Here is a 26,395-nt window from a genome sequence, read left to right as displayed (position 1 = left end):
AAAATGAACTCTTTCGATGTTAGAAAGAGTCGTCTATAACAGCCATTCTCTCAATAACAAAAGATGCCAAAGTTAATGACAAAATACACCAAGCAATGATTTCTTAATTTTTGCTGCCCTAACAACTTGTCATCCAAGTCAATTAACAACTCTGGAAAATAAAATTAAAACGATTATTTTCAATGACTTATTAAAAAAAAGAAACGTTAAAAAATAATTTATCCAAGACAGAAGCAACCCAGGAAAATTCGGAAATAACACTAACATTGACCATCACAACTTACTGTTATCCGAGTTTTTTTACATGCTTATCCCCCTCGTCATTTCATAAAAATAGCGAATCAACAAATATGAAAACACTAGGACGAGGCTTTCCCCCACCACCCTATGCTGTAATATTCGTTTATTAAGGCAACCAAATCGTCGCTTTAAATTGAGCGAACTGATTGGCACAACGTGGCACTAATAAAGGCGGATCTGACACTTATTATGCAAAACTTAAAACACAGCGTGTTAACCCTGTTAGCCACGCTTGGATTACAAGCAGAAGCCGCTTCCGTTTGGAAAGTATCCAATGAGACCAACAGTCTCTACTTAGGTGGCACCATTCATATACTAAGCGCCTCGGATTACCCATTACCACTCGCCTATGATCAAGCTTACTCAGCCGCCGATAAAGTCGTTTTCGAAACCGACATCGCCGCCCTAAATCAACCCCATTTCCAGCGAAAGTTTCAACACACCATTACCTATTCTGATGACACAAAAATCCATCACATTTTAGACAAACCAACCTATCTCAACCTCTTTCGCTATCTCCAATCTAAGAACATTGCGAGTGAAACCATTGAACACTTTACACCCAGTGGGCTTTCGCTATTACTCAGTATGCAAGCACTCAAACAGCTGGGTATGGACCAAATAGGCGTCGATGCCTTCTATGCAGAGAAAGCCAAACAGGATCAAAAAGCACAGTCATGGTTAGAAACGCCTGATGAGCAAATTCGCATTTTAAGTAGCCTCAATCAAATCAACCCAAATGATCTGATCAACTACACCCTTGAAGACATCAATGGCATGGCAGAATCGTTGCAAGACTTAAAACAAAACTGGCGCAATGGCCACCTAGATAAGGTAGCGAAACAGGAGTTAAACGAACTTCAACAAAGTTACCCTGCCATTTATCACACCCTGATTGCCGAACGGAATCAAAATTGGCTTACTAAAATAGAACACCTAATCAGTACATCGGAAGTCGAATTTATTATGGTTGGCGCCTTACATTTAGCAGGACCAGATAGCCTATTACAGAGCTTAAAAAACAACGGTTATCGGGTCGAGCAGCTCTGACCATCGGTGACAGGATGAATAAGATTGTATCCCGCAACAGGGTTAGGGATAATAACCGTTTAAAGCAAAAACTGTGGACTACAACAACTATGACATCCAATAACAAAAAGCCAGTTTTAATCGCTGGGGGCGGAATTGGCGGCCTAAGCCTTGCCCTAACACTTCACCAAATTGGCATACCTTGTTTAGTGCTTGAATCCGTAGCGGAACTCAAACCCCTTGGCGTCGGCATAAACATACAACCCAATGCCGTGCGTGAATTATATAACATGGGGTTAGAGCAAACGTTACTCGACACCATTGGCATTCAAACGAAGGAATGGACCTTAGTAGGCCTCAATGGTAAAGAGGTTTACAGTGAGCCTCGAGGGCTAGATGCTGGGTATCATTGGCCACAATATTCCGTACATCGTGGTGAGTTACAAATGTTGCTATATCGCACCGCGATTGATCGACTTGGTAAAGACGCCATCAAAACAGGCCATAAAGTCACTCATTACCAGAATACAACGGACGGTGTCATCGCCATGGTTACCTTAACCAATGGGGAAAAAATTGAACTTAAAGGTGCCTTGTTGATCGCCGCCGATGGTTTGCACTCTGCCGTACGTGCCCAAATGTATCCACAACAACCGCCCATTCATTGGGGCGGTGCGGTGATGTGGCGCGGCACCACACAAGCAAAACCGATTCGCACTGGGGCTTCTTTTGTCGGCTTAGGCACTCATCATCATCGTATCGTGTTCTACCCTATCACACCTGCCAATCCTGACACTGGCTTAGCGACCGTCAACTGGATCGCTGAGGTTACCATGGACAACTCTGAGGGCTGGACCAGCGGTGACTGGAACAAAAAAGTCCAATTAGAAGACTTTATTCATCACTTTGAAGGCTGGGATTATGATTGGGTCGACATTCAAGGCTTACTCCGAGGCGCGGAAGAAGTATTCGAATACCCAATGATAGATAGAGACCCCGTACCAAGTTGGGTAGATGGTCATGTCTGCTTAATGGGCGACGCTGCACACATCATGTACCCGACTGGCTCCAATGGCGCAAGTCAGGCCATTGTCGATGCTCGCGAACTGGGTGCTTCCATCTTGAAATTTGGTGTCACTCAAGCGGCAGTAACGGATTTCAATAACCGTTTGTGTGCTGGCATTTCCGAAGTGGTATTACGTAATCGTGGTGCCGGACCCTTTGTTATTTTGAATGAGCTAGATAAACGCTGCGGTGGGGTATTTGATGACATTGAAGCCGTTTTTCCAGCACAAGAACGCCAAGATTTGATGGCCAAATACAAAGCTGCGGCAGGCTATGCGATGGAAGCGCTTAATAATGCTGCCCCCACCATAGACGTGAGCATTCAAAAACAATGCGCCAACCAAAAAGCGTCTTAACCTGATAATAAGGAATCAACATGCTGCAACATTATGTCTTTATCAAATACCAAGACCACACACCAGCCGATCACATCGACGCGTTTGTTGAAAAGATGCAAGCATTGAAAGAGCGCATTGATGATATTAAAACACTTCATATTGGCAGGGATGAGTTAAAAGAAACGCGCAGTTGGGATCTCATATTGGACATGCAGTTTGCTTCCATTGAAGATTTACGTCGTTATCAAGTTCACCCTGAACACCAAGCAATCATGGCGTTCAACGCCCCTCATGTGGCCGATGTTGGCGCCATCGACTTCGATAAATGACCCCGCCAATGTTGTGCAGTTAATATTTTTTCAATATTAACTGCACAAATCCGCCTTATTTTTTTATACTAACGCCGTTTTTTAAACCCTCAAATTTATAAACCACAATTAAGGCAAATCAATGCTTGAACGTTTATTTCAACTAAAAGCACACAATACAACCGTGCGAAACGAAGTGGTTGGCGGTATTACCACCTTCCTAACCATGGCTTACATTATCTTTGTAAACCCATCCATTCTAGCGCAAGCTGGCATGGACCAAGGCGCGGTATTTGTTGCCACTTGTCTAGCGGCCGCAATTGGCTGTTTGATTATGGGCCTTTATGCCAACTACCCAATCGCGATGGCACCAGGTATGGGTCTTAATGCTTTCTTCACGTACGGTGTTGTATTGGGCATGGGCTACTCTTGGGAACAAGCGCTAGGTGCGGTTTTCCTATCTGGTATTTTGTTCATCATCATCAGTATCTTCCGCATTCGTGAATGGGTCATCAACGCCATTCCTTCTTCTTTGAAGCTAGGTATTGCAGCAGGTATCGGTTTATTTTTGGCTATGATTGCCTTGCAAAATGCGGGCATTATCGTTAAGAACCCAGCCACTATGGTTGCTCTAGGCGACTTATCTTCTCCTTCTGCCATTTACGGTCTGATGGGCTTTTTCATTATTTGCGCACTTGCTTACCTTAATGTAACAGGCGCGGTAATGATTGGTATTTTGGTTATCACCGTGTTGTCTATGATACTTGGCCAAAATCAGTTTGGCGGTCTAGTGTCTATGCCACCTTCCATCGCACCTACTTTTTTAGCGATGGATATTGAAGGCGCATTCCAAATCAGCATGATCAGTGTGGTATTTGCGTTCTTTTTCGTTGACCTATTTGACACTTCTGGCACGTTAGTCGGTGTTGGTCAGCGTGGCGGTTTGCTGGATAAAGATGGCAACCTACCGCGCTTGAAGAAAGCCTTGTTAGCCGACTCTACTGCCACCGTTGCAGGTGCTGCTTTAGGTACTTCTTCAACAACAAGTTACATTGAAAGTGCCTCAGGGGTTGCCGCTGGTGGCCGTACAGGTCTGACAGCCGTTGTCGTGGCAGCCTTGTTCTTGTTAAGCCTATTCTTTGCACCACTAGCAGGTTCCATTCCGGCTTACGCAACAGCAGGTGCACTAATGTACGTTGCTGTGTTGATGACCAGCAGCTTGGCACGTGTTGAGTGGGATGACATCTCTGAAGCTGCACCTGTATTAATTGCCGCTTTCACTATGCCGCTAACCTACTCCATCGCCGATGGTATCGCTTTGTCATTCATCAGTTACGCGGTCATCAAATTACTGTCCGGTCAAGGTAAGCAAGTCAGCCTAGCCGTATATGCTCTAGCAGCCCTGTTTATCGCTAAGTTCTTTATCTTCGTATAAGACTGGCGACCACCATAAAAAATGGGAAGCCAATTGGCTTCCCATTTTTTTTCCTTAAATATTGCTTCAGTTCATTGCCATTTTTAAAAATGAACTAGGACAAAGGCAACACCACTTCAATCATCAAGCCACCCAAAGAACTTTTCTTCGCCTGTATGTGACCATTGTGCTGACGAATGGCATTTTCAGTAATGGCGAGCCCTAGCCCTGTACCACCAGAATGACGATCACGTGCAGTCGACACTCGGTAAAATGGTCTAAAGATGGATTCCAGTTCATCTTCAGGCACACCATCGCCATCGTCTTCTACGTAAAACATGATACGCTTGTCCTGCAATTCTAGAGACACTTTAACAACGCTGTGACTATAGCAAATAGCATTACGAATAATGTTTTCCAAAGCACTCATCAATAATTGTGGATGACACATGATATCGCAGACTGGAATGTCTGGTAGCTCAACTTGCTTGTGCCTTTGCTCTGCTTCAAATTGACTGTCCGCAAATAAACCCTCCAATAAACTCGACAAGGGTTGACGTTCGCGCGTGAGATGGCTGTCGACTTGCAAACTCGATAGCTCTAACAATTTACCTATCATTTGCTCCAGTCGTTGCGCTTCAATATCAATCCGTTCCAACTCAACACTCTCACCTTGCTTACGTAATGCCAATGCCTGCGCCATACGCAACCGAGTTAAAGGAGACCTTAATTCATGGGAAATATCCGACAACAAACGTTGCTGACGACTGATCATCATGTTGACGGCTTCTACCATTTGATTGAAACTGGCTCCAGCTTGACGAAACTCTTGAGTACCTTTTTCCAAGTCTGGATCGATTTTAAACACCCCTTGAGAAACACGTTTGGCCGCCTCTTCTAAGCGTCTAGCAGGCTGACTAAGCGCCCATGCCAACCATAATAAGAATGGTGTACTTACCAACATTACGACCAAAAGTAAACGCAATGGATGATCAAACAACTGTAATAAGAAATGCGGCGGTTCATTCCAACGGTTAGCAATAATCAAATAATAGTTTTGATGTGCAAGATGAATTGGGATAGGACCAGAAAACATCATTTTGCCATATAAGCGCTGACGAGGTATGTCGGGGTTATCAATACTGGAAACAAAATTACGCAAAGAACGATCGAGAAAATCAGAACGCTTACCCATTGTCACCACATTACCGTCTGGGTCCGTTAAGAACATACGTATGTGACGATCATCTTTGTCTTTATTACGTGACGGGCGCCCTTCTAATACAGCAATCACAGGGGCAATGCTGTGAACTTCGGCATAACGCTCCTCAAGCCGGTCACGCATTTTTAACATCATATCATGATGAGGTGGCGATATGGCCCGGCTCTTACGCGGGTCAAGATGAGGGAGCGTCAATACCGCCATCACGATTAAAAACATAGTAAACCAGAAGATGGCAAAAATTCGGCCATACAAGCTGGTGATTTTGGGCAACCGCATCAAGCACTCTCCACCAGCAAATAACCGCGACCACGCAAGGTTTTAATGCGCGCTTTACCATTGTCCCAGTCAGGTAGTTTTTTACGTAAATTGGAAACATGCATGTCGACCGCACGATCAAAAGCCGCAAGTCGTTTACCTAATACCTCAAGACTCAGGTCTTCCTTAGTGAGCACCTTTCCCGGGTGTTGAACAAAATAATGTAACAAGGCAAATTCGGTGCTCGTCAGATCCAGCAACTGCTCATCACAATAGGCTTCTAAACGACCTGGAAACAATTTTAAATCATGAAACAAAACGCCATCCTGAGTTTTTTCAACATCAGGAACCACCTGAGTGCGTCGTAAAATGGCGCGAATACGAGCCAGCAGTTCTCGTTCGCTAAATGGCTTAGGCAAATAGTCGTCCGCCCCTAACTCCAAGCCGACAACACGATCGATCTCGTCGCCTTTAGCCGTGAGCATTAATACGGGCACAGACCATTTTTCACGCAGCTGCTTCAAGGTGTCAAAACCATTTAATTTCGGCATCATGACATCCAGCAATACCAAATCCACGGACTCACTCATGGTCGCTAATCCGGCCAAACCATCGTAAGCAGTCGATATCTGAAAATTTTCAAATGACAACACCTCTTTAAGCAAATCACTCAATTCAACATCGTCATCAATAATTAAAATATGTGTCATCGCGTTCTCAAACCTTACTGATCCTAAAATCTATTTTACGTTGAAACCCCGTTGAAATTTTATCCTTTACGATACTTTACCATGCTTAGACCGCGCTTTACCTAGCAGATCCTATTCTAGTTCACATGCAGTCGAGCACTGCCAAGAGAGCAACCTTTAATCATATTGAGGATCAAACTATGAAATTCACTAAACAACTTATTATCGCTTCCCTTGTTCTACCTTTAACATTAGGCGCGACCAGCAGTTTTGCTCATGGCGACAGAGATGGTAAAGGCCCACGAGGACCACAACAAGAATGCCGTATGGGCGGTTTTGACCGCGGCATAATGAAAGAATTGGCGTTAACAGACAGCCAAAAAGAACAATTGAAAGAGTTGCGCAAAGACAGCCGAGAAGCAATGAAAGCCGAGTTTGATAAGGCTCCAAAACCTGACATGCAAGCGCGTGAAGCACATATGAACCAGCTCAAAGACCTGATGATGGCCGATAACTTTAACCCTGCTAAAGCCACCGAACTGGTAAAAGAAATGAGTGAAAAACGCATTGAGCGTCAAGTACACAAGTTAAGCCAACAGCATAAAATGCTAAGCGTCTTAACCGCCGATCAAAAAGCGAAATTCTTCGAACTTCAACAAGAGCGCGCTGAAGACTGTGCTGACAAACCTCATAAAGGTAAACGTCACTAAGATTCCTTCTGGGCCACTAGAAAGGCAGCTTCCGCTGCCTTTCTTACCCCGATCATTAACTCATGACCATTATTTAGTTTCGTTTCCAAATACGAGCAACAGCACGATCACTACCAAGTAAACCAACCACTTCACACACCAAACCGGTACCACAGAATAATACAATTGGAATCATTCCTGCGAATTGCCCTGTCACCAAAGCCACATAAATCGAAATGGCGCCAATGACCAGACACAGTATCCCTAAGGTGATGAGCACTTTACGATGGGATGGTTTGTAATCATACGCCCCTTCACCACCCTCAAAGAGGTTTAAAATAGGTGAACATAACTTTTCCAATACCACTTTCATAACTCGATCCCAATTACGTCATTAATGTATTTTGCCTAATATCATCAATCAAAAAAAACCAACTGTCATCAAAATAAAACCAAATTGTGATTAAACTTCCCAGTCTCATCGTCGATATAGAAATACACAGACAAACTGTTTTCATTTACTAATATAATGGAGAAAAAAATGAAAAAGATTTTGTTATCGAGTTTAGCCACAGCTGCCGTTACTCTCTCTACAGGCACTTATGCAGAATCATTATTTACCTACCTTGATTATGGATTTGGTAAAGTAGACGTTAGCTCTTCTGATGATGGCTACACTTCCCTTTCTGGTGCATTTGAAACCTCAGCGGGACCTTACGTCGCATTCGAATCAACCGAATATGGCAGCCTAGATGTGATGGCCGTTGGTGCCGGTATGTATTCCGGTGTAGGCAGTCAATCCAACATTTTCGGTCAGTTACAGTATGTCCAAGTGGATCTTGGCCGCAATGACGAAACCGGCTTTCGGATCACAGCAGGTGTTCGCACCACCATTTCAGATCGAGTGGAATTGGAAGGTAAATTCAAATACGACGACGTTTTCTCAGACACTGATTCCAGCTTTGCTGTGGCCGCTCGCTACTATGTCACAAAAAACTTTTCCGTTGCAGCCAACTACGACACGGCAGAAATTGCAGGCTATAACTACGATGCCATGTTCGCCTCATTACGCTTAAGTTTCTAAAACCAAAGCGTTAAAAAAAGGGGTTTCATACCTAAACACAAAAACGCCTGATGGCATCCACTTAAGTGAGTGTCATCAGGCGTTTTTTGTCTTTCAGACTTTTTTCTCTAAAACAAAAGACTTATACGACTTTCGTTAGCCAATTATGTTTGTCTTCTGCCTTACCCCATTGAATATCATTCAATGCTTGGCGAAGCTTCTGTGCAATAGGGCCAGGTTCGCCACTGCCGACTTTAAAGTCTTTACCATCGTGAATAAAAGTACCCACAGATGTCAGTACCGCGGCTGTACCAGACAACACCGCTTCCACTTCTGGCTTAGCGGCACGCTCAAGTAGCTCATCAACGGTAAGATCACGCTCTGATACCGTCATGCCTAAATCGTTTGCCAGAGTCAAAATGGATGAACGTGTCACACCATGTAGGAAACTAGTATCCAATCCTTTGGTGATGATTTCGTTACCGTCAATCAATAAGAAGTTAGCTGCACCAGTCTCTTGTACATCACCATTTGGACAAAACAGGATTTGATCCGCTTGTACTTCTTTTTGTGCTTTGGCGATAGGCCCCAATGCGCTGGCATAGTTACCACCACTTTTCACCATTCCCATATGAGGCGCACAACGCATGCCGTTTTCATCCAACAACAAACGTAACGCTTTAGCCCCACCCGTAAAATAATCCCCAACTGGAGACAACAATACATACAACATAGAAGAAGCCGTTGGCGCAGCGGCTTTACCGATGGCGGCTTCGGTACCAATATGAGTTGGTCGAATGTACATAGAACCTGGAGGCGTAGGTACATCCTCTGCATATTCTGCGACCACATCTAAGATCATTTTCGAAACGGCTGCCTCATCGAATTCTGGCAAAAACAACAAACGACTGCTTTGCGCCAAACGTTTGATATTTTGGTCCATTCGAAACACATGCACACTACCATCTTCGTGGCGGAATGCCTTCAAACCTTCAAAACAGGTACTAGAATAATGCAAGACGTGCGCACCTGGATGCATTTGAATGCTGTCCGCCGCTACGATACTTGCTTCACTCCACTGATTATTTTCGAATGTCGCTAATGCCATCTTAGGCATAAAAACGCTACCAAAAGCCGCCATTACTGTTTCCTAAATTGAGTTTAATAAAGACAGAATGAGCCACTTTAAAAAAGGACTCATTCAATGAATAAATAGTAAAACGGAACCGAGTTTGAAGGAAGCAAATCTGAGGTTAGGAAGAAAATAAAATGAAATACTCAATATTTTTTGACATATTGGTTACATAAAAGCCGACCATTGGCTTAAGACCAAGAACAATCCCAGTAAATTGACAAACACACTTCCCCAAAACACCAACATAAAACGCTGTTTACTTCGCTTATGACGAAATAAACGTTGCGCCATTAACGCCCCAATCCAGCCACCCAGCAAAGACAATAAATGCAAGGTAGATTCCTGAACTCGCCAATGGCCACGTATCGCCGCGTATTTATCAAAACCGTAAGCCAGAATAGCCAAAAGATTGAAAAAAGCATACCAAGCGCACATCAAGCTGAACATCATAATTGTGCTCGAAGCGACTCCATACGCTTACGATTTACCCCCAAATCGGAATACCCTACCCGAGAAGCTGAGCGAATGTGAATGGTCGTCAAGCTCGGTGACTCTTCAACAAAGTAAAATTCCACATCATCAACAAAGCGAAACAAGGCGGATTTAAACTCAGCATGCAAATAGTTTGCTTCCTTGGTCACGATGTTCACACGTTTAGTCTGCTGCAAAATGGCTATAATCGCCTGATGTGCATTCTCTTGATTGCCATGAAACAACAATGGATCAATATAATGCTCTCTGTCTTGTGCTTGACTGCTTACGCAGTTCGGCTTATTCGAACAAGCCGCTAGTTGACCTTGATTTACACCCAGTTTTGCCATATCCATTCCTCTACTACAAATAGCCATCAATATTACGGTGGTATTGCTTCATTGCACCAACGATGCAATACCACAGTGTACCATCCATCAGAAACCGCCGCGCTTCTGAAAAAGCCATTATACGTAAGTCAAAATAGAACAGGCTAAAGCACTGCTTAATGTCCTTACGTGATTCAATCGCGTCCACTTAACAGCATATTCATGCCAAAGAGTGTGGCTTAATTCTGAATATTTCGCCCCCTGTTTCAGTCGTTCATTCAATGGCACATTACCAAATAAGGTTACCGCAAACATACCCAGTAAATAGATCAAGGCTGACGCTATCCAAAACCCCGACTCACCCGCTTGCCAGTTAGATACATGCCATAATAAAGCCCCCAACAAGCAAGCACTTGAAACAAAGAAAATGGGCATAAATACGCTGTTTAAAATCATTCGATTTATGCTGTTCATGACGCTAATCGCCTCGTTGGCAGCAAGACGATTTAATGCTCTCATCACAAAAGCAGAAAAGGCAAAATACGTTCCCGCCATGATACCCAATAAGACAATCAGTAACTCAGCCACCTGTGCTCTCCTGTGATTGACACCATATCGACGCCTCTGCCTGATCCACAAGATATTGATCAAAACGACGCGCAGGTCGACCTAAAACTTGCCATACCGTATCCGTGATCGATTCGTTACGCCCATCCAATACATTGACGAATAATTCGTTGATTAACCAGGCCATGTCATCGGGCAAACCTTGCGCCTTAGCACCCGCTAAATAAGCCTCTACTGGTACAGGGCTGAACTCCACCTTTCGCCCAATCATTGCACTGATTTTTTCGACGCAATCCATAAAACTCAGTAACTCAGGCCCTGTCACCTCCAATAATTGATCGGTCAAATGCGGCTGCGTGAACGCCGCTACCACCACATCAGCAATGTCCTCTGCGTCTATAAAAGGTTCTGTGGCGTTAGGCTCAGGCAATACTAAGTTCCCTGCAGCAATGCCCTGTACCATAAAGCTCTCACTAAAGTTTTGCATGAACCAACTGGCACGCACCACATTCCACCTTAGTCCACTGTGTATGACCACCTGCTCAGCGCGCTGCGCCCCTTCTTCACCTCGGCCAGATAACAACACTAAATGATCGATTCCGACTTGTTTTGCCACGGCGACTAAAGCACTCATATCCTCTTCCGCTTGCGGGACTGCCAAATCAGGATAATAGGTCACATACAGGGCTTTCACTCCAGTCAAAGCGGGTACCCAAGTATCACGCCTTGCCCAATCAAACATCACTTCACTGTGGCGTGATAAGCCACGGGGATTCAAACCTAATGCGTTCAACTTTTTCATAACTCTTGCGCCAGTTTTACCCTGAGCACCAATGATTGCCATGCTATTGTCTTTCATCTCAAACCCTCTCATTCAATTTTAAACATCAGCCAGTACTTGCTAACTTAAATGACAGTTTAATCGGCCAAAACTTGATATTTAATGCCTTAATATCCATACTTTTTTGCAGTTCGTCTAAAAATACAGATTACAAAGTCATGGACACCAACATGCTTCCACCTCGTGATATACCCGCTCATTCCGATACATTAGGGGAAACTCTTTATTCTCTTAGACTAAACGGTTTGATCTACGCCAATTCAGAGCTGATTGAGCCTTGGGGCATTGCCATGCCCCCTTTAGCAGGCAAAATGATGTTCCATATCGTGACGGAGGGAGGGTGTTGGCTAAGCTTCGAAAACGGTAAAAGCCACTATTTGCAACCAGGTGAACTGGCCTTAGTCGCCAAAGGTCTGGGCCATAATATTAGTCATGAAAAGGGACAAACATGTGAACCTTTCTTCGACATTCCCGTCACCAAACTCTCAGAACGTTATGAATTTCTTCGCTATGGCGGAAAAGGACGTGAAAAAGAAAGAGAAAAAGTGGAAGGGCAAAGCGAAGCACAGGTAACTCGGCTCATCTGCGGGGTACTAAGCTTTGACCATATTGCAGGACAAAAGCTGATTGCACAGCTTCCTGACGTCATTCACCTAAGTCAAGCAAAGGACAACCTACCTCTGTCTCTGCAAAGTATGATGCACACCTTAGAACAAGAAGCCTCGACGCTTGCCCCTGGCGGTGAAACCATCATGACACATCTGGCTGACATTATTGTCATTCAAGCCATTCGCAACTGGATCACTAAAAGTAGCCACGCCCCAAATGGATGGCTTAGCGGTCTACAAGACCCGAAATTAGCTAAAGCCTTGTCAGCCATTCACACTCAACCACAATACGCTTGGACGGTTGATCAACTGGCAACATTAGCTGGCATGTCGCGCTCAGGGTTTTCTGCCCATTTTACCCAGGTCATTGGTACCTCAGTGAAACATTACCTTACCGAATGGCGAATGAATTTGGCGAGACACAAAATCAATCAGTCTCAAGTGACTTTGGCCGATCTGGCCGAAGAATTGGGCTATCAATCTGAAGCGGCGTTCTCCAGAGCTTATAAACGAATATTTGGAGAGCCGCCTCTGCGGCCTAAAAAACTCATAACGGATAAACGCGTTTAAAGTGTTCCAACACCAGCATCATATCTTCCGCTGGAGGAATGTCCAATTCTTCACATTCTTTAGAAAAGAAATCCCAGTGTGCTTCACGCCACCAGCTCAGTGACTTATCTCCCTCACCCTCGGCCACAGCAAACTCGGCCGTCACCTCATTAAAACGGCATTCGCTAACTTGGGTTGTCTCAATGATACAAACCGGTTGCCCCTGCCAGTTGGTAACCACTTGCAAATGCCCAACTTGAGGATACGCTTCATTCTCGTGATGATACCAATGCGCCATACTGCAAGACGCCCGCTTTTCACCGCGCAAAATCAACTCAGCGCAAAGATTGGCATTGACCTCATCGGCGCAAAAGTAATCCGCACTAAATGAAGAGTACTGCTCAGCTTGCGCCTTAGGTAAACGTTTTAGATAGCTTGCTAAGTAGGATTGACAATTCGATTGCATTACGAAGAAATAATAAGAGATAAAATGATAAGACTAAATATAGACGGCTTTAAAAATAAAGCCGTCTAATTCGACAATTAATCGTCTATCGTTTCACAAACCATATTACTGGAATCAATTGCCTCACATAAATGAAGCTCTCCAGAAATGCCAAATGGACGATTATGATTTTCTGTCACAAAATACATATTTTCTTCAGCCGCAGGTTCAATACTTGTGAATGTTGAAGCACAACCAGTTAGACCAACAGCAATCAGTAAAGAAGCTAATAATTTAAATTTCATTTTTCAAAATCCTTTTACTTAAATTCAACATTTATACGTTCACAATCACCTGCATCTGGCGTTGATGGACAGTGAAAAATCGCTTTATTACCATCATATTGGCCAGATACGAAACGACCACCATCTGGGGCAACAGCACTATCATTGTAAAAAGATGAGCAGGCACTGACGCTTGCTGCGACAGTGATTAATAAGCATAGTTTTTTTAGCATCATTGATACTTCCTTTTAAAGTAAAATCATCCTTAAGCGCAATTAAGATATATTAGAAAGGAGCTCTTATCCTTAAAGCTAAACATCCATCATTATGATGAGAGAACCGAGTTCTCTCAAGCTTAAGAGCATATTATATGGCCTAGACATATTACTAAACAGTTAATTAAAATTCCAACTCTAATTCATTATTAGGCAGAGACATAAAGCAATTAAATGCTTATATTTACCTTTTATTCTTGATAACCATATAACACCTATATTATTGGAGCTTTATTATATTTCATCCTATGATCTTTATTTAGATCTGATCAAACTCTTTCGGTCTGTCACTTAGCGCTGCGACAATGTCGTTGATCATGGCTCTGACAATGGGCTTTTGTCCCGATGACGGTTTCCATACTAGATACAACATGGCGCTATCTTGCTCTGTCAGTGAGGCTTGCCAATGAGGTAATACCTCAACTAAACGACCGTCTTTTAGATCTTCTTCAATAAAAAGCTTACTCACCAAAGTAATACCTTGGTGCGCTTTAGCCCACATCAACAAAGGCGTTCCGCCTTCTGATGAGAGCATTGGATCAATGCGGATTTTTCTGTACTCAGTTCCCTTTTTAAAATGCCACCAAGCATGCTGACGAGATCGATAAAAAGCTAAGCAAGCGTGAGATTTTAAATCTTCTGGCGATTCAATGGGGGCCGACTGCTGCAGATAAGACGGAGAGGCAACCAGTACATTAGGCATCTTTCTTAACGGGCGAAAAAGTAAGCTTGAGTCATCTGGACGCCCATATCGAATGGCCAAATCAAATGGGCCTTTATGAAGATCAGAGAGATTATTATCGAGACTGATCGCAATCTTAGTGTCTGGATGCTTCTGTCGAAATTGGGCGATAAGCGGCACAAGAACACCCCGCCCTACGCTATCAAAAGTGGCAATACCCAAACTGCCATCAACTTTAGCATCATCTTTGACAAAGCTGTGCTTGGCAGCATGGACAGACTGCAAGATTTGTTTGCATTGATTATAAAATTGTTCCCCATCTGGCGTCAGATCTAACCGACGAGTCGAGCGAATCAGCAACTTGGTTTTCACTTCATGCTCAAGCTGATTAACCTTTCTAGTGATGGAACTCGGCTTTTTCCCTAACGACTCCGCCGCGGCGCTAAAGGAACCTAATTCCACCACTCTGACAAATTGTTCCATTGCCTCAAACACAACACTCATCCTCGGTACATCGATGCAAAACAGTATTCCCTATCATTGCGTATAACGCAAAAATAGAAACCCAACTTAGGCAGTTTATGCATTGATAAAAAAAACGCACCATGTCCCTATTCACTTTAAACACATAGGAGTAAATCATGAGTGTATTCAATCTAATCGAGAAAAGACGTTCAATTAAGCATTTTGATCCCGACCATAAAATGTCGGATCAAATGTTTCAAAAACTCATCAAGGCGGCGATCTTGGCCCCTACCTCGTTCAACATTCAGCATTGGCGATTTGTGCGTGTGGTGGACGAACAACAGCGCCAAAACATCCAAAATGCCGCTTGGGACCAAGGACAAATCAGCGCTGCGTCGGAGCTCATCATCGTAGTCGCGAATACCCAAGCTTGGTCCGACAACCCGAGAAGATACTGGAAGAATGCCCCGAATGAGGTTCAAGACATGCTAACCAATATGCTACAAGACTTTTACCGTGACAAAGCATGGTTACAAAGAGATGAAGCCATTCGATCCGGCGCCATGGCAGCACAAAACCTCATGTTGGCGGCGGAAGAAATGGGCTACAACACTAGCCCTATGATCGGCATCGAATTCGACAAGGTCGCTGACCTCATTAAACTGCCGAAAAACCATGTCATTGTTATGATGCTGGCTATTGGCAAAGGCACCAAACCCGCACAACCCCGTGGTGGACAACTTTCTGTGGATGAAGTGGTGTTTGAAAACACCTTTTAGTGGCTTTTTAAAAACATAAAATAATCTAGGCAGCATCAACAAAATAACGTTGCTGATGCTGCCCAACAACCATTTCGTCTAATTGATATTAAACAGGCTCCCTACGCAATCCCTCAAAAACGTATTATTTTAAAAAATACCAATGAAATAACGGATACTAAATGAATAAACAGAGGTGGTGTCAGACGTTATACTCACCTGACACCTAATAGACTTATTCGCACCGTCCTTAAAGGTTTTCAAAATCTTTTTTCGCTTGTTGAACCACAAAGTCCATATCACCCGGCAACATAAAACCATCATCAACTAAGCTTTTCACTTTTGCTTTCACGACTTTCACATAGCCTTCCACATCACCATAACGTGCAGATATCGAGGAACGTGTATCACCCTCTATCTCGCCTTTATCTTTTGCAAAGGCAATAAACGAGCCTTTCAGACCACAAAGGTTACCTTTGGCATAACCTTCATTGCGTAAATTCCACCCCCAATAGGTTCCTAAAGGTGCAGCGACACGGGGCACCTTTATGCCTCCCGTGGCAATACCATCTGCATCGAGCTGTGGCACAAATACAGGGTAAGCTTCACCAGCAATAGGAGGAATAACGCTGTGATCCATTACTTTAAGCACATTATAAACAGGCATGACGCTGTCGTTTGAAATATTAGGTAGATGCAGTTCAGACAAGGCAACAAGGCTGCCATCACGAGTATTTGGGTACTGACTAGCAGGAGGCTTAGTACCGTTGGTTGTCCAGCTTTGCATTGCACTTGTTAACGCCCGCATCACCGGTGCAGCACTAATAGGATTCGTTGGGTATTGGCATACCTCATCGATTTTACTCACCGCCCCCCAAACATTAAAATGTGGTGCACCAGCCAAGAAGTACCAACGAACCTCGTCCGGAATGTTTATCTCACTACCGTCTGGCGCAGTAGACATTAGAGCCGCCCTAGCTTGCCAAAACTCTGTCGAGGTATCCGTTTGCATGATTTTAGGGCAAGTATTACTGATACGACATGCTTTTAAAATGCCATCGGTACGACCCGTCAAAGGGTCGGTTAACGAAGCATAGCTAAAGGGAAATTGGTCACCTTGCACATCATGGTCTTCATGTTGGCGAGAGTAACGGCCTACTTTGGCAAAACGATAATTCGTATAAGTCTTACGGGACCCAGCAATGTGAGTAATCACCCCATCAAATACCTTAGTACTGGACTCATCGGCATTGAAGCCTTGATAGATGAAATCGCGCAAAAAACGCCCCGATTGTGAAAGGCCAAGAGCGATACTGTTATCGATATTTTTCAATGGCGATACCACATCATGCCCCTTGTAACCTCTCAAGAAGCTCACCACATCCGCAGTGGCAGCAAAAGCCAGTCCAGCAGGTACGGCGTTTTTCGCCCTATAGATGAATTCATAAATGGCACCGTTATCAAAACCCTCGGGGCGAGTAATCTCGATTTGCGTAGGTGACAGGTATTTAAATGATAAACCAGACACAGTGGAACGCGGGTCATCTGCGCTCTGCCGCACGGTCAGCGTGGCACTTTTACTGTCCATATCCATCGCCGGATAGGTCAAGTTGGCAGTCATAACCTGATCGGCTTTATCAAAGATAAATTCTTCCCGTGAAAGACCAGTAACAGAAGGCAGCACGGGAACATTCAGCTTGAGTTTATTCTCGGGCAAATCAGTTTGCCAACCGCTCCAGACAAGGGTGTAGCCATTGTCCATCAAAAAACCATCCCCTGCATCTTGAGCTGTTTCAGGCATACCAAGGCTGCTTGCCCTGTTTAATAAAGCAAGAGACAAGTTTCTTCCACGGTTTAACACTTCATACAATACTGTGCCGTTCGCTTTTTCCGCATCGATAGGACGTAAAATTGACACCTTAGTTGAGTAATGAACAAGTCCATCTTTGCCAACAGGAGCATATTCCAGATCGACAATTTTTTTCCCCCGCGTTGAGTTCGGGTCAATCGCCAGTTCAGCAATCGCATCGATACGTTCATAGGTGCCTACCTCACCAAAACGAGTGCCCTCAAAAACAGGGCGAATGGTGTTGGTAACAGTAAAATCCGTGACTTTTGCCTGCGTCACAAGAGGAGACATTGCTAAAACAATCCCGAATGCGGTCCACAACCACTTTCTATTTATACACATAATATTCATCCTTTTTATTACTAAATCCCTGCGTAGCACTATTAAATAATAGCCACTCGGACATTAAATTATCTTGAGTTTTAATAGGGGTAGAGTCTGAGGTATGTAATTTATTTTCATAAATAACAATCAGTTAATATTATTAGAGGAGACTCATTAGCCTTGAGAGCAGAATCCCCTCCGCACAAGGGCTTCGTTACGGAGGGGAATGATTATTACACTTTAAATTTGCTCGTTATACTTTCAATAAGCAGAGATTGTTTCTCCAGACCAGACATTTGCTCAGACGCTTTTTCTGCTCCAGAACTAATGTTATCAGCCTGTACCACAATGCCATTGATATTCTCTGCAATCTCATCAGCAACCGCTGACTGTTCTGTTGCGGCGGTCGCAACCTGAATGTTCAACAGAGTCAGCCCCTCAATGGATTCAGTGCTACTGCTGATGAGTGCACGAATATTTGACATAGCTTCAAGCACTTTGTTGCGTTGCACGCCAGAACGTTCCATATCGTTAACCGTGTTGGCAGCGCTGGCTTGCAACTTCTCCAAAATACCACTAATTTCGACAGTACTCTCTTGGCTGCGCTGGGCAAGCGTTCTCACTTCATCAGCAACAACAGCAAAGCCTCGACCTTGCTCCCCAGCCCGTGCGGCTTCAATAGCAGCATTCAGTGCCAGTAGGTTAGTTTGTTCAGAGATGCTTTGAATCACGCCTAATGCTGAATTAATATCTTCTACATTTTGTCCTAACTCATTAATAGACTTCTCAACATCCGTCATCAAGATGTTGAGGTTCTCAAGTTGCTCATTTGATGTTTCCACCTGATTAAGGACATCTTTGGTTTGTGTATTAGCAGACTCGGCAGATGAGCGAGTAACCTCCGCATTATTAGCGATATCACTGGCAGTAGAGGACATTTCATCTATTGCGGCAGCAACCTGTAAAGCACCATCTTTTTGAGTGTTAACAGACTCAACCAAGAGTAATTGATGCTCTGAAGACGTTTTTGCAATCTGATTTAACTCTTGAGTTGTCGCTTTTAAATGCGTGATATCAGAGTTAAGAGAAGCAAGGAAGCGGTTAAAGTTTTTCGATATCTCATCAATTAAATCGATATAGCTATAGGGTAACTCTACAGTCAAATCACCGTTACCATTCGCAAGGTCGGCAACAGAAAGGCGCAGCGTATTAAGCGATCGATACAGTATCGATACAGCGAAAGAAACCAATAGAATAATAAGCAGCATAACAACAACAGTAATGACTGTATTTTGAATCAGTATCGAATTTTTAGAACCATTAATCTCTGCTTTTATCGTATCAACTATTTTTTGTGTCTCATCTAGATAAATACCCGCATTAATCATTAAATCCCATTCAGGGATATATAAGGAATAAGCGTATTTTAGTGACGGCTCTTCAGCACCGGGTTTGAGGTGAAAATATTCGACAAAATGCGTACCATTTTTTGCAGCCTTAACCAGCTCTTTGAAGAAAAATGTTCCTTTAGCATCGGTACGATCAAGAATATTGGTTCCTACAATTTTCTTACTTACGCCATGTTGCAGCATGGTGCCGTCAGAGGTAAAAGAAAATATATAGCCTTGGCCATCATTAAATTTTATTGAATTTAAAAGCGTTAACGCTTCATCCAAGCCTTCTTTGTTGGGCTTCTCGGCATAGGGTTCAACTAATGTCCTCACCGACTCCATCACAGCCATTAGGCCTTTTTTCTCCACGTCCAAAACAGAATGAGAAATGGTTTCTGTGGTTTTTTCTTGAACAACTTGAATAGCGGTTAGCATCCCGATAGCCGATAACACACCTGCAAGAAGCAATGGCAATAAGGTAAGCATGTATATTTGAAACTTCAAAGACCGTAACATAGATAATCCTTTCTGATTTAAACGATTAAAAGTATTTACTATTACTAAAACATCAGCTTAAGATGCTATCTGCATTACAAAATGTAATACGGTATGATTATGCGATGTCTTCATAAACATTTCTACGATTTTGCATGATTAGAGTACGTTTATTAAGAATAAACGCCTATTCTTGATCGACTCACAAAACTTAGAAACATGCGATCAAGTCGAGTAATGCACCTTAACTTCCCCAAAAGTCCAATATCAACCAGTAATACGGCTATTTCATCACTTTTATACCATTAAACAAGATGATTGAACCTTATTTTATAATGTTTAAACGGATTCCCCTCACTGCGCGTATCATCTGGTCGATGATAAACACATAAGTACCTGAAGTTCATAGTGATAGAGTGATAGAGTGATAGAGTGATCAGCAACAGGGGTATCATAGATAAGGCCTTCTGCCATTCCCTAATTTAGGATAAAAAGGCTCAATACCCTCTTCTAGTTATTCCCAAGGCATTAACGGATTCATACATAAAAGGAAGATTTCTTTACAGGTTTGACAGCGTTTGCTGTTGAATTCGCCGTCGGAAAAAGTTTCAATAAATGAAGTGATTCGCCCAACTTCCCTGAATTAAAAGGCAGAAAAACACCCAATTCAATTCAAGCTAATCAGACCTAATGTAAAAGCCTAGAGCATGGAAAACTAAAACAACGCCTTTTCTATCAGACCTTTTACTTCAGCAAGCTGATGTTCATCATCGACAAGACACTCAATTTTGGATTGCGGAACACTGTCTTGCGTGGCGAAATCCAGCTCCGTTTGGGTGACGTTGCACTCAATGGCGCTCTCGTTATTAAGGTTGAGTCGGCCTTTGAGTCGCCAAAAACCTTTGTGCTGTTTGAGTTGTTGGGCAAGGTTTTCAACCGTGTCTTGCTGAAAACGCATTTCACCTGCAATCACCCAACCAATGCTACAAAGGGTTTGATCGCGCTTTTCATAACAAGTGATCTTTTCATGCTGGAATCTGAGCGTATCAGACTCATGATGGTGACTGTTTTCATGATCATGGGAGTGATTATGGTTTGAGTGATCATGGTGCACATGGTGATGAGGCAGAACGGACGAAGCATTGCTCTTTGAATAATCCAGCCAAGATAAAGCAATATCACCATGATAAGAAAAAGCATACTTTTTCGGATCGTTAAGCTGTGCGACGAACGCGAGAAATTGATCTTGCTGCGCTTCCGAGTATTGGTCAGCCTTTGATGCAATCAGCACATCGGCTTGATCGATCTGATCAAAGAACGCCGGATGACCTAAGTATCTTGGGTCTTGCAGATTACGCACATCCAACAGACAAACCGAGGCTTTGACATCCAGCACATCACGGTAATGTTCGACTTGCAGTTGCGCCATGATTTGCACGGGGTGGCCAATGCCAGTGGGCTCAATAATTATGCGGTCTGGATTCACCTGTTTGATCAGTGCATTCAAGCCTGTACTAAACGCCGCCGAGGTCACACAACACAAACAGCCGCCCGGTACTTCTTTGATGCTAGCACCACTGTCTGCCAGTAACGCACCATCTATGCCCACTTCACCAAACTCATTGACCAATACCGCCCAGTGTTCACCCGCAGGTACCTTACTGAGAAGCTGGCGAATGAGGGTCGTTTTACCAGCCCCTAAAAATCCGGTAATAATGTTCACTGGAATGTTTTGATACGTCATGGTGTTTACTAAAAAATCGTCTCTATTGAGATTTATCGCCACTGATGCGACTGCCAATCGCCGATGTTTGATCTTTGTATTTGGCATTATCACGCTTGTTGTATGGACGCTCCGCAGGGCCAGACAAGGTTTCAAAATTAATCGCCCCTATCGTCATGCCCGGGCTTAAGGCAATCGGCAGTTTACCGCCATTAAGGAATTCTAAAACAATGCCACCACTCCAACCGGGATCAATACGGTGAGCCGTTACGTGCACCATGAGCCCTAAACGCGCCAGAGAAGAGCGACCGTCTAACCACCCTACCAAGTCGTCTGGAATCGTGACCGACTCTTTAGTTACACCCAATACCAGTTCACCAGGGTGGATAAAGAAAGGTTTGCCATCATCGACTAAGATCTCATCACTCATGACAGATTCGATGACTTTACTCAGATCGTCTTTGGAACTGCTCAGGTCAAGGTAAGGCGCAGGGTGACCTTGAAACACTCGAAACGAGTTGCCCAAACGCAAATCCACCGACACGCCACTGATCACGCTGTTGTCTGGGCGTGGCTCAATCACGATGTCGCCTTGGTCTAGGGCTTTAATTATATCTCGGTCACACAAACGCATGTTACTTCCTCAATCGTCGCTCATGCCAATGGTTGGCATCACAAATTGCTGTTCTTGTAGGCGGGCAAGAGTAGCACCCAACTGACGAGCAATCGACTGATAAATGCCCGTCACCTCACTACCGGGGGAATTTACCACAATCGGCTTCCCTAAATCACTCTGTTCACGGATCGATAAACTCAATGGCAGCTTGCCAAGCACATTCACACCGTATTCTTTTGCTAAGCTGGCACCGCCCTCATCCCCGAAGATGGCTTCATGATGACCACAGTTAGAGCAAATGTGTGTCGACATATTTTCCACCACACCCAATACCGGAATCTTCACTTTATTAAACATTTCGATGCCACGACGAGCGTCCAACAACGCAATGTCTTGTGGTGTGGTGACGATCACTGAGCCTGCTACTGGCACTTTTTGCGATAAAGTCAATTGAATGTCCCCAGTACCTGGCGGCATATCAACAAACAAATAATCCAAGTCATCCCAATCGGTTTGCGTGAGAATTTGCATCAAAGCCCCAGTAACCATAGGACCACGCCACGCCACAGGCGTATCTTTGGTCATCAAAAAGGCCATCGACATGACTTGCACACCATGAGCGCTCGGCGGAATAAAGAACTTTTCATCGCGCACTTGTGGTCGAGTACCATCGGCAAAACCCAGCATCATACCTTGGCTTGGACCGTAAATATCCGCATCCAGAATCCCCACGCGTGCACCTTCACGCGCCATGGCCAAGGCCAAGTTCACTGTCGTGGTCGATTTACCAACCCCACCTTTACCCGACGCCACGGCAATCACATTTTTCACCCCATTAAGGCCAGGTAAATTCCCCTGTGTAGCGTATTGGCTGATTTCGTGTTCAACCTCTAACGTCAGTTCCCGAGTATCGTTTAGCGCAGTTTGAACCATTTGTTCTAGTTGTGCCTGCTGTTGCTGCGCTGGGTAAGGTAAGGTAATACGCAAATGTAAACGGGCGTCGTCACCGGTCAATTGCCAGACATCACCATAGGCTTGTTGGGTATTGGGATCGATCAGTTCAGCCAGAATGGTCTGCTGTTGAGCATGCAGTTCGTCTAAGGTGGGCATGTAGGCTCCTAGTTAACAAGCGGCGCGAATAAATGGATATGATGATGCCAATGTGGGGGCAAATCGTGGAAAAGCAAGGCTTAGACTTGCACTGAATAAGTGGCGACTTATAATGTCGCCTTCCAACATGCTATCCCTTATTTAGACTGAGACTTTTTTTCGTCGTCCACCTCTAAATTCTGATAGAATATTCGACCTTTTTTAATCCAGTAGGCTTATCAAAAATGGCACAAACGCAACGCAAAATACTCGTCACCAGCGCCCTTCCTTATGCAAATGGATCTATCCATTTAGGACACATGCTGGAACACATCCAAACAGACATCTGGGTGCGTTTTCAGAAAATGCGTGGGCACGTGTGTACTGCGGTTTGTGCCGATGACGCCCATGGCACCGCCATCATGATTAAAGCGGAGCAAAATGGCATCACTTCTGAAGAGTTGATCGAAGGCGTACGCCAAGAGCACATGAAAGACTTCAATGATTTCTTGATTGGTTACGACAACTACCATTCAACTCACTCAGACGAAAACCGTGACATTTCTACCAGCATCTATAAAGCGCTGCGTGATAACGGCAAAATCTCAGTACGTTCCATCGTGCAAGCTTACGATCCAGAAAAAGAAATGTTCCTAGCAGATCGCTTTATCAAAGGCACATGCCCTAAGTGTAAAGCGGAAGACCAATACGGCGACAACTGTGAAGTGTGTTCAGCCACTTACACGCCAATGGAAATGATCAATCCACGTTCGGTGTATTCCGGTGCGACCCCCATTGAAAAAGAGTCTGAGCATTACTTTTTCAAACTGCCAGACTTCCAAGATTTCTTGGCAAAATGGACCCGCAGTGGCACCTTACAAGACCAAGTGGCAAACAAACTGGCCGAGTGGTTAGATTCAGGGTTACAAGAATGGGACATCAGCCGTGACGCGCCTTATTTTGGTTTTGAAATTCCAGATGCTCCAGGCAAATATTTCTACGTATGGCTAGACGCCCCGATCGGTTACATGGCGAGTTTCCAGAATCTGTGTAATCGCACGGAAGGGTTAAACTTCGATGATTACTGGGCGAAAGACTCAGACGCTGAGCTTTACCACTTCATCGGTAAAGACATCATCAACTTCCATGCCCTGTTCTGGCCAGCCATGTTGGATTGTGCTGGATACCGCACGCCAACTGGCGTCAATGCCCACGGCTATGTCACGGTAAACGGCACTAAGATGTCTAAGTCACGTGGTACTTTTATTAAAGCACGTACTTACTTGAATCATTTGGATCCGCAATACTTACGTTACTACTTTGCCGCCAAGCTTAACGCCAGTGTCGATGACATAGATTTAAATTTAGAAGATTTCATCCAACGAGTGAATTCTGACGTAGTAGGTAAAGTCGTTAACATTGCCAGCCGTACCGCCAGCTTTATTACTAAGAAGTTTGATGGTCAGTTGGCTACTGAGGTCAGCGAAAATGACATGATTCAATCTTTCATTGATGCAGGCGATGTAATTGCCGACCATTTTGAAAGCCGCGAATACGGTAAAGCCGTTCGTGAAATCATGCGTTTGGCTGACGTAGCGAATACTTACATTGCTGATCAAGCCCCTTGGGTATTGGCAAAAGACGAAGCCACGCTACCTAAGGTTCAAGAAGTCTGTACCGTTGCACTCAACCTATTCAGCGTTTTGGCGACGTATTTAAAACCAGTTATGCCAAACATGATCGCTGACGCCGAAGCCTTCTTGAATAAAGAGCTAACTTGGGATAACCGCACGACATTATTGTTCGGCAACTCGATCAATAAGTTCAAGCCATTAATGGGGCGTATTGAGCAAAAACAGATCGATGACATGATTGAAGAAGGCAAGGTAGAAGCCGCAGCCGAAGCCGCGTCGAAAGAATCGTCAAACACCAACAAGGAAGAAACCGAACTGAGCAAAGAGCCGATTGCTGAGGAAATTAACTTTGACGATTTCGCGAAAGTGGATTTGCGCATTGCTTTGATTGCGAAAGCAGAGCATGTAGAAAAAGCCAACAAGCTTTTGAAACTGACTCTTGATATAGGTGGTGAAACACGCACCGTTTTCTCTGGTATTAAATCAGCTTATAAGCCTGAAGACTTAGAAGGCAAATATACGGTCATGGTCGCAAACTTAGCGCCGCGTAAGATGAAGTTTGGTTTATCTGAAGGCATGGTATTAGCAGCAGGCCCTGGTGGTGAAGAAATTTACCTACTGGAACCACACGCTGGCGCCAAACCTGGCCAACGCGTCATGTAGCCGCCATCTGCTATTGTTTAACCTAGATGAGAAAGATTCTTAATAGGTTAAACAATAGCATTGTAATAGATACATAAATCCAGCTTATATAATCGAAACTTATTATCTATATACTAAATCAGACTATATATACTGGATTTTTAGCTTTGTTAGTTATAAGCAGATTGGTATAGTTACGCTCGCAGGAAGTGCTCGGGCAAGCACTATTAGTTTCGATGAATTTACCCTTTTTTTGGACGTGAGATGACTGAATATCTGTTGATACTAGTCAGCACCATTTTGGTGAACAATTTTGTCTTGGTACAGTTTTTAGGACTTTGCCCTTTCATGGGTGTGTCTGGCAAACTGGAAACCTCTATTGGTATGGCGATGGCCACCACCTTTGTACTGACACTTTCTAGTCTGTGCAGTTATCTTACGTTTACCTACATATTGCAGCCCTTTGGTTTGGAATATCTGCAAACCATTTCCTTCATCTTGGTGATTGCTGTTGTTGTGCAATTTACTGAGATGGTAGTACACAAAACCAGTCCTTTGTTGTACCGCGTGTTGGGAATTTTCCTACCCTTGATTACCACCAACTGTGCAGTATTGGGTGTGGCGCTGCAAAACATCAGCAAACAAAACAACTTTGTTGAATCCATTTTATATGGCTTCGGTGCCGCGGTTGGCTTCTCATTTGTCCTAGTATTGTTTGCCGCCATGCGTGAACGCATCAATGTGGCCGATGTGCCTGTGGTGTTTAAAGGTTCAGCAATCGGCATGATCACAGCAGGCTTAATGGCTTTGGCTTTCATGGGCTTTACCGCCTTGGTACAGATTTAGGA

General features: G+C 44.0%; 27 protein-coding genes. 10 read left to right on the top strand and 17 right to left on the bottom strand.

Features of this window, described 5'->3' with window-relative positions:
• Positions 1 to 456 precede the first annotated feature (456 nt).
• The 4 genes from ACHUFM_RS04300 to ACHUFM_RS04285 all read left to right on the top strand — a co-directional run bounded on the left by ACHUFM_RS04300 (position 457) and on the right by ACHUFM_RS04285 (position 4,475).
• Positions 457 to 1,350, top strand: coding sequence for a TraB/GumN family protein (locus ACHUFM_RS04300; protein ID WP_394179901.1), 894 nt, complete (start codon positions 457 to 459; stop codon positions 1,348 to 1,350).
• A gap of 89 nt (positions 1,351 to 1,439) precedes the next feature.
• Positions 1,440 to 2,750 carry a flavin-dependent oxidoreductase gene (locus tag ACHUFM_RS04295; RefSeq protein WP_394179899.1) on the top strand — a complete coding sequence of 437 codons (1,311 nt, stop codon included), beginning with the start codon at positions 1,440 to 1,442 and terminating at the stop codon, positions 2,748 to 2,750.
• Between the two features lie 20 nt (positions 2,751 to 2,770).
• Positions 2,771 to 3,061, top strand: a complete 291-nt coding sequence (locus ACHUFM_RS04290; protein ID WP_394179897.1) for a Dabb family protein — start codon at positions 2,771 to 2,773, stop codon at positions 3,059 to 3,061.
• Between the two features lie 121 nt (positions 3,062 to 3,182).
• Positions 3,183 to 4,475: an NCS2 family permease gene (locus ACHUFM_RS04285; protein ID WP_394179895.1), complete on the top strand. Its 1,293-nt coding sequence runs from the start codon at positions 3,183 to 3,185 to the stop codon at positions 4,473 to 4,475.
• A gap of 94 nt (positions 4,476 to 4,569) precedes the next feature.
• Here the strand turns inward: ACHUFM_RS04285 and cpxA are convergent, their stop codons facing one another.
• Both cpxA and ACHUFM_RS04275 read right to left on the bottom strand, forming a co-directional pair.
• On the bottom strand, positions 4,570 to 5,955 hold the full coding sequence (gene cpxA / locus ACHUFM_RS04280) for an envelope stress sensor histidine kinase CpxA (protein ID WP_394179893.1): 1,386 nt from the start codon (positions 5,953 to 5,955) through the stop codon (positions 4,570 to 4,572).
• Entirely contained in the window at positions 5,955 to 6,644 is a 690-nt protein-coding gene (locus ACHUFM_RS04275; RefSeq protein ID WP_394179891.1) for a response regulator, read from the bottom strand. Before ACHUFM_RS04275 ends, cpxA begins: the two co-directional genes overlap by 1 nt.
• Before the next feature lie 179 nt (positions 6,645 to 6,823).
• On the opposite strand from ACHUFM_RS04275, the gene ACHUFM_RS04270 reads away from it, so the two are divergent.
• Positions 6,824 to 7,333, top strand: coding sequence for a CpxP family protein (locus ACHUFM_RS04270; RefSeq protein WP_394179889.1), 510 nt, complete (start codon positions 6,824 to 6,826; stop codon positions 7,331 to 7,333).
• 73 nt (positions 7,334 to 7,406) lie between these two features.
• Here ACHUFM_RS04270 and ACHUFM_RS04265 read toward each other — a convergent pair whose 3' ends face one another.
• Positions 7,407 to 7,685 carry a hypothetical protein gene (locus tag ACHUFM_RS04265; protein ID WP_063333054.1) on the bottom strand — a complete coding sequence of 93 codons (279 nt, stop codon included), beginning with the start codon at positions 7,683 to 7,685 and terminating at the stop codon, positions 7,407 to 7,409.
• Between the two features lie 168 nt (positions 7,686 to 7,853).
• On the opposite strand from ACHUFM_RS04265, the gene ACHUFM_RS04260 reads away from it, so the two are divergent.
• Entirely contained in the window at positions 7,854 to 8,396 is a 543-nt protein-coding gene (locus tag ACHUFM_RS04260; protein ID WP_394179886.1) for a hypothetical protein, read from the top strand.
• Between the two features lie 121 nt (positions 8,397 to 8,517).
• Here the strand turns inward: ACHUFM_RS04260 and ACHUFM_RS04255 are convergent, their stop codons facing one another.
• The 5 genes from ACHUFM_RS04255 to ACHUFM_RS04235 form a co-directional block, all read right to left on the bottom strand.
• Positions 8,518 to 9,516 (bottom strand): branched-chain amino acid aminotransferase, encoded by a 999-nt coding sequence (locus ACHUFM_RS04255; RefSeq protein WP_063333052.1) that lies wholly within the window; start codon positions 9,514 to 9,516, stop codon positions 8,518 to 8,520.
• A 159-nt stretch (positions 9,517 to 9,675) separates the two neighbouring features.
• Positions 9,676 to 9,960, bottom strand: a complete 285-nt coding sequence (locus ACHUFM_RS04250; protein ID WP_394179884.1) for a DUF1294 domain-containing protein — start codon at positions 9,958 to 9,960, stop codon at positions 9,676 to 9,678.
• Positions 9,957 to 10,331: a DUF1499 domain-containing protein gene (locus tag ACHUFM_RS04245; protein WP_394179882.1), complete on the bottom strand. Its 375-nt coding sequence runs from the start codon at positions 10,329 to 10,331 to the stop codon at positions 9,957 to 9,959. Before ACHUFM_RS04245 ends, ACHUFM_RS04250 begins: the two co-directional genes overlap by 4 nt.
• 117 nt (positions 10,332 to 10,448) lie before the next feature.
• On the bottom strand, positions 10,449 to 10,898 hold the full coding sequence (locus ACHUFM_RS04240; RefSeq protein ID WP_394179880.1) for an anthrone oxygenase family protein: 450 nt from the start codon (positions 10,896 to 10,898) through the stop codon (positions 10,449 to 10,451).
• On the bottom strand, positions 10,891 to 11,736 hold the full coding sequence (locus ACHUFM_RS04235) for an NmrA family NAD(P)-binding protein (protein WP_394179878.1): 846 nt from the start codon (positions 11,734 to 11,736) through the stop codon (positions 10,891 to 10,893). Before ACHUFM_RS04235 ends, ACHUFM_RS04240 begins: the two co-directional genes overlap by 8 nt.
• 152 nt (positions 11,737 to 11,888) lie before the next feature.
• On the opposite strand from ACHUFM_RS04235, the gene ACHUFM_RS04230 reads away from it, so the two are divergent.
• Positions 11,889 to 12,896 carry an AraC family transcriptional regulator gene (locus tag ACHUFM_RS04230; protein ID WP_394179876.1) on the top strand — a complete coding sequence of 336 codons (1,008 nt, stop codon included), beginning with the start codon at positions 11,889 to 11,891 and terminating at the stop codon, positions 12,894 to 12,896.
• On the opposite strand, the gene ACHUFM_RS04225 is transcribed toward ACHUFM_RS04230, so the two are convergent.
• The 4 genes from ACHUFM_RS04225 to ACHUFM_RS04210 form a co-directional block, all read right to left on the bottom strand.
• Positions 12,874 to 13,341 (bottom strand): ASCH domain-containing protein, encoded by a 468-nt coding sequence (locus ACHUFM_RS04225; RefSeq protein ID WP_394179874.1) that lies wholly within the window; start codon positions 13,339 to 13,341, stop codon positions 12,874 to 12,876. The two genes, ACHUFM_RS04230 and ACHUFM_RS04225, sit on opposite strands and share 23 nt — an antisense overlap.
• A 77-nt stretch (positions 13,342 to 13,418) precedes the next feature.
• Positions 13,419 to 13,625, bottom strand: a complete 207-nt coding sequence (locus ACHUFM_RS04220; protein ID WP_394179872.1) for a hypothetical protein — start codon at positions 13,623 to 13,625, stop codon at positions 13,419 to 13,421.
• Between the two features lie 14 nt (positions 13,626 to 13,639).
• A complete protein-coding gene (locus tag ACHUFM_RS04215) occupies positions 13,640 to 13,840 on the bottom strand; it encodes a hypothetical protein (RefSeq protein ID WP_394179870.1) in 201 nt (66 codons plus the stop codon).
• 298 nt (positions 13,841 to 14,138) lie between these two features.
• Positions 14,139 to 15,056, bottom strand: coding sequence for a LysR family transcriptional regulator (locus ACHUFM_RS04210; protein WP_394179868.1), 918 nt, complete (start codon positions 15,054 to 15,056; stop codon positions 14,139 to 14,141).
• Between the two features lie 146 nt (positions 15,057 to 15,202).
• On the opposite strand from ACHUFM_RS04210, the gene ACHUFM_RS04205 reads away from it, so the two are divergent.
• Positions 15,203 to 15,805: a nitroreductase family protein gene (locus tag ACHUFM_RS04205; RefSeq protein ID WP_394179866.1), complete on the top strand. Its 603-nt coding sequence runs from the start codon at positions 15,203 to 15,205 to the stop codon at positions 15,803 to 15,805.
• 229 nt (positions 15,806 to 16,034) lie between these two features.
• Here the strand turns inward: ACHUFM_RS04205 and ACHUFM_RS04200 are convergent, their stop codons facing one another.
• From ACHUFM_RS04200 to apbC, 5 genes are all read right to left on the bottom strand, one after another.
• The gene (locus ACHUFM_RS04200) at positions 16,035 to 17,975 is read right to left on the bottom strand and encodes an alpha/beta hydrolase domain-containing protein (protein WP_394179864.1); all 1,941 of its coding nucleotides are present in this window, start codon (positions 17,973 to 17,975) and stop codon (positions 16,035 to 16,037) included.
• Positions 17,976 to 18,190: 215 nt separating this feature from the next.
• Positions 18,191 to 19,864 (bottom strand): methyl-accepting chemotaxis protein, encoded by a 1,674-nt coding sequence (locus ACHUFM_RS04195; RefSeq protein ID WP_394179862.1) that lies wholly within the window; start codon positions 19,862 to 19,864, stop codon positions 18,191 to 18,193.
• A gap of 694 nt (positions 19,865 to 20,558) precedes the next feature.
• Entirely contained in the window at positions 20,559 to 21,587 is a 1,029-nt protein-coding gene (locus ACHUFM_RS04190; protein WP_394179860.1) for a CobW family GTP-binding protein, read from the bottom strand.
• Between the two features lie 22 nt (positions 21,588 to 21,609).
• Positions 21,610 to 22,200 (bottom strand): dCTP deaminase, encoded by a 591-nt coding sequence (gene dcd / locus ACHUFM_RS04185; RefSeq protein ID WP_394179858.1) that lies wholly within the window; start codon positions 22,198 to 22,200, stop codon positions 21,610 to 21,612.
• Positions 22,201 to 22,209: 9 nt separating this feature from the next.
• Positions 22,210 to 23,292: an iron-sulfur cluster carrier protein ApbC gene (apbC, locus tag ACHUFM_RS04180; protein ID WP_394179856.1), complete on the bottom strand. Its 1,083-nt coding sequence runs from the start codon at positions 23,290 to 23,292 to the stop codon at positions 22,210 to 22,212.
• A 224-nt stretch (positions 23,293 to 23,516) separates the two neighbouring features.
• On the opposite strand from apbC, the gene metG reads away from it, so the two are divergent.
• Together metG and rsxA are read left to right on the top strand one after the other, a co-directional pair.
• Entirely contained in the window at positions 23,517 to 25,568 is a 2,052-nt protein-coding gene (metG, locus tag ACHUFM_RS04175) for a methionine--tRNA ligase (protein WP_394179854.1), read from the top strand.
• A gap of 243 nt (positions 25,569 to 25,811) precedes the next feature.
• Entirely contained in the window at positions 25,812 to 26,393 is a 582-nt protein-coding gene (gene rsxA, locus ACHUFM_RS04170; protein WP_394179852.1) for an electron transport complex subunit RsxA, read from the top strand.
• Positions 26,394 to 26,395: the final 2 nt, after the last annotated feature.

The sequence above is a fragment of the Marinomonas posidonica genome (genome assembly GCF_043643765.1).
Lineage (GTDB): Bacteria > Pseudomonadota > Gammaproteobacteria > Pseudomonadales > Marinomonadaceae > Marinomonas > Marinomonas posidonica_A.
This window is presented reverse-complemented; position numbering and strand designations above follow the sequence as displayed.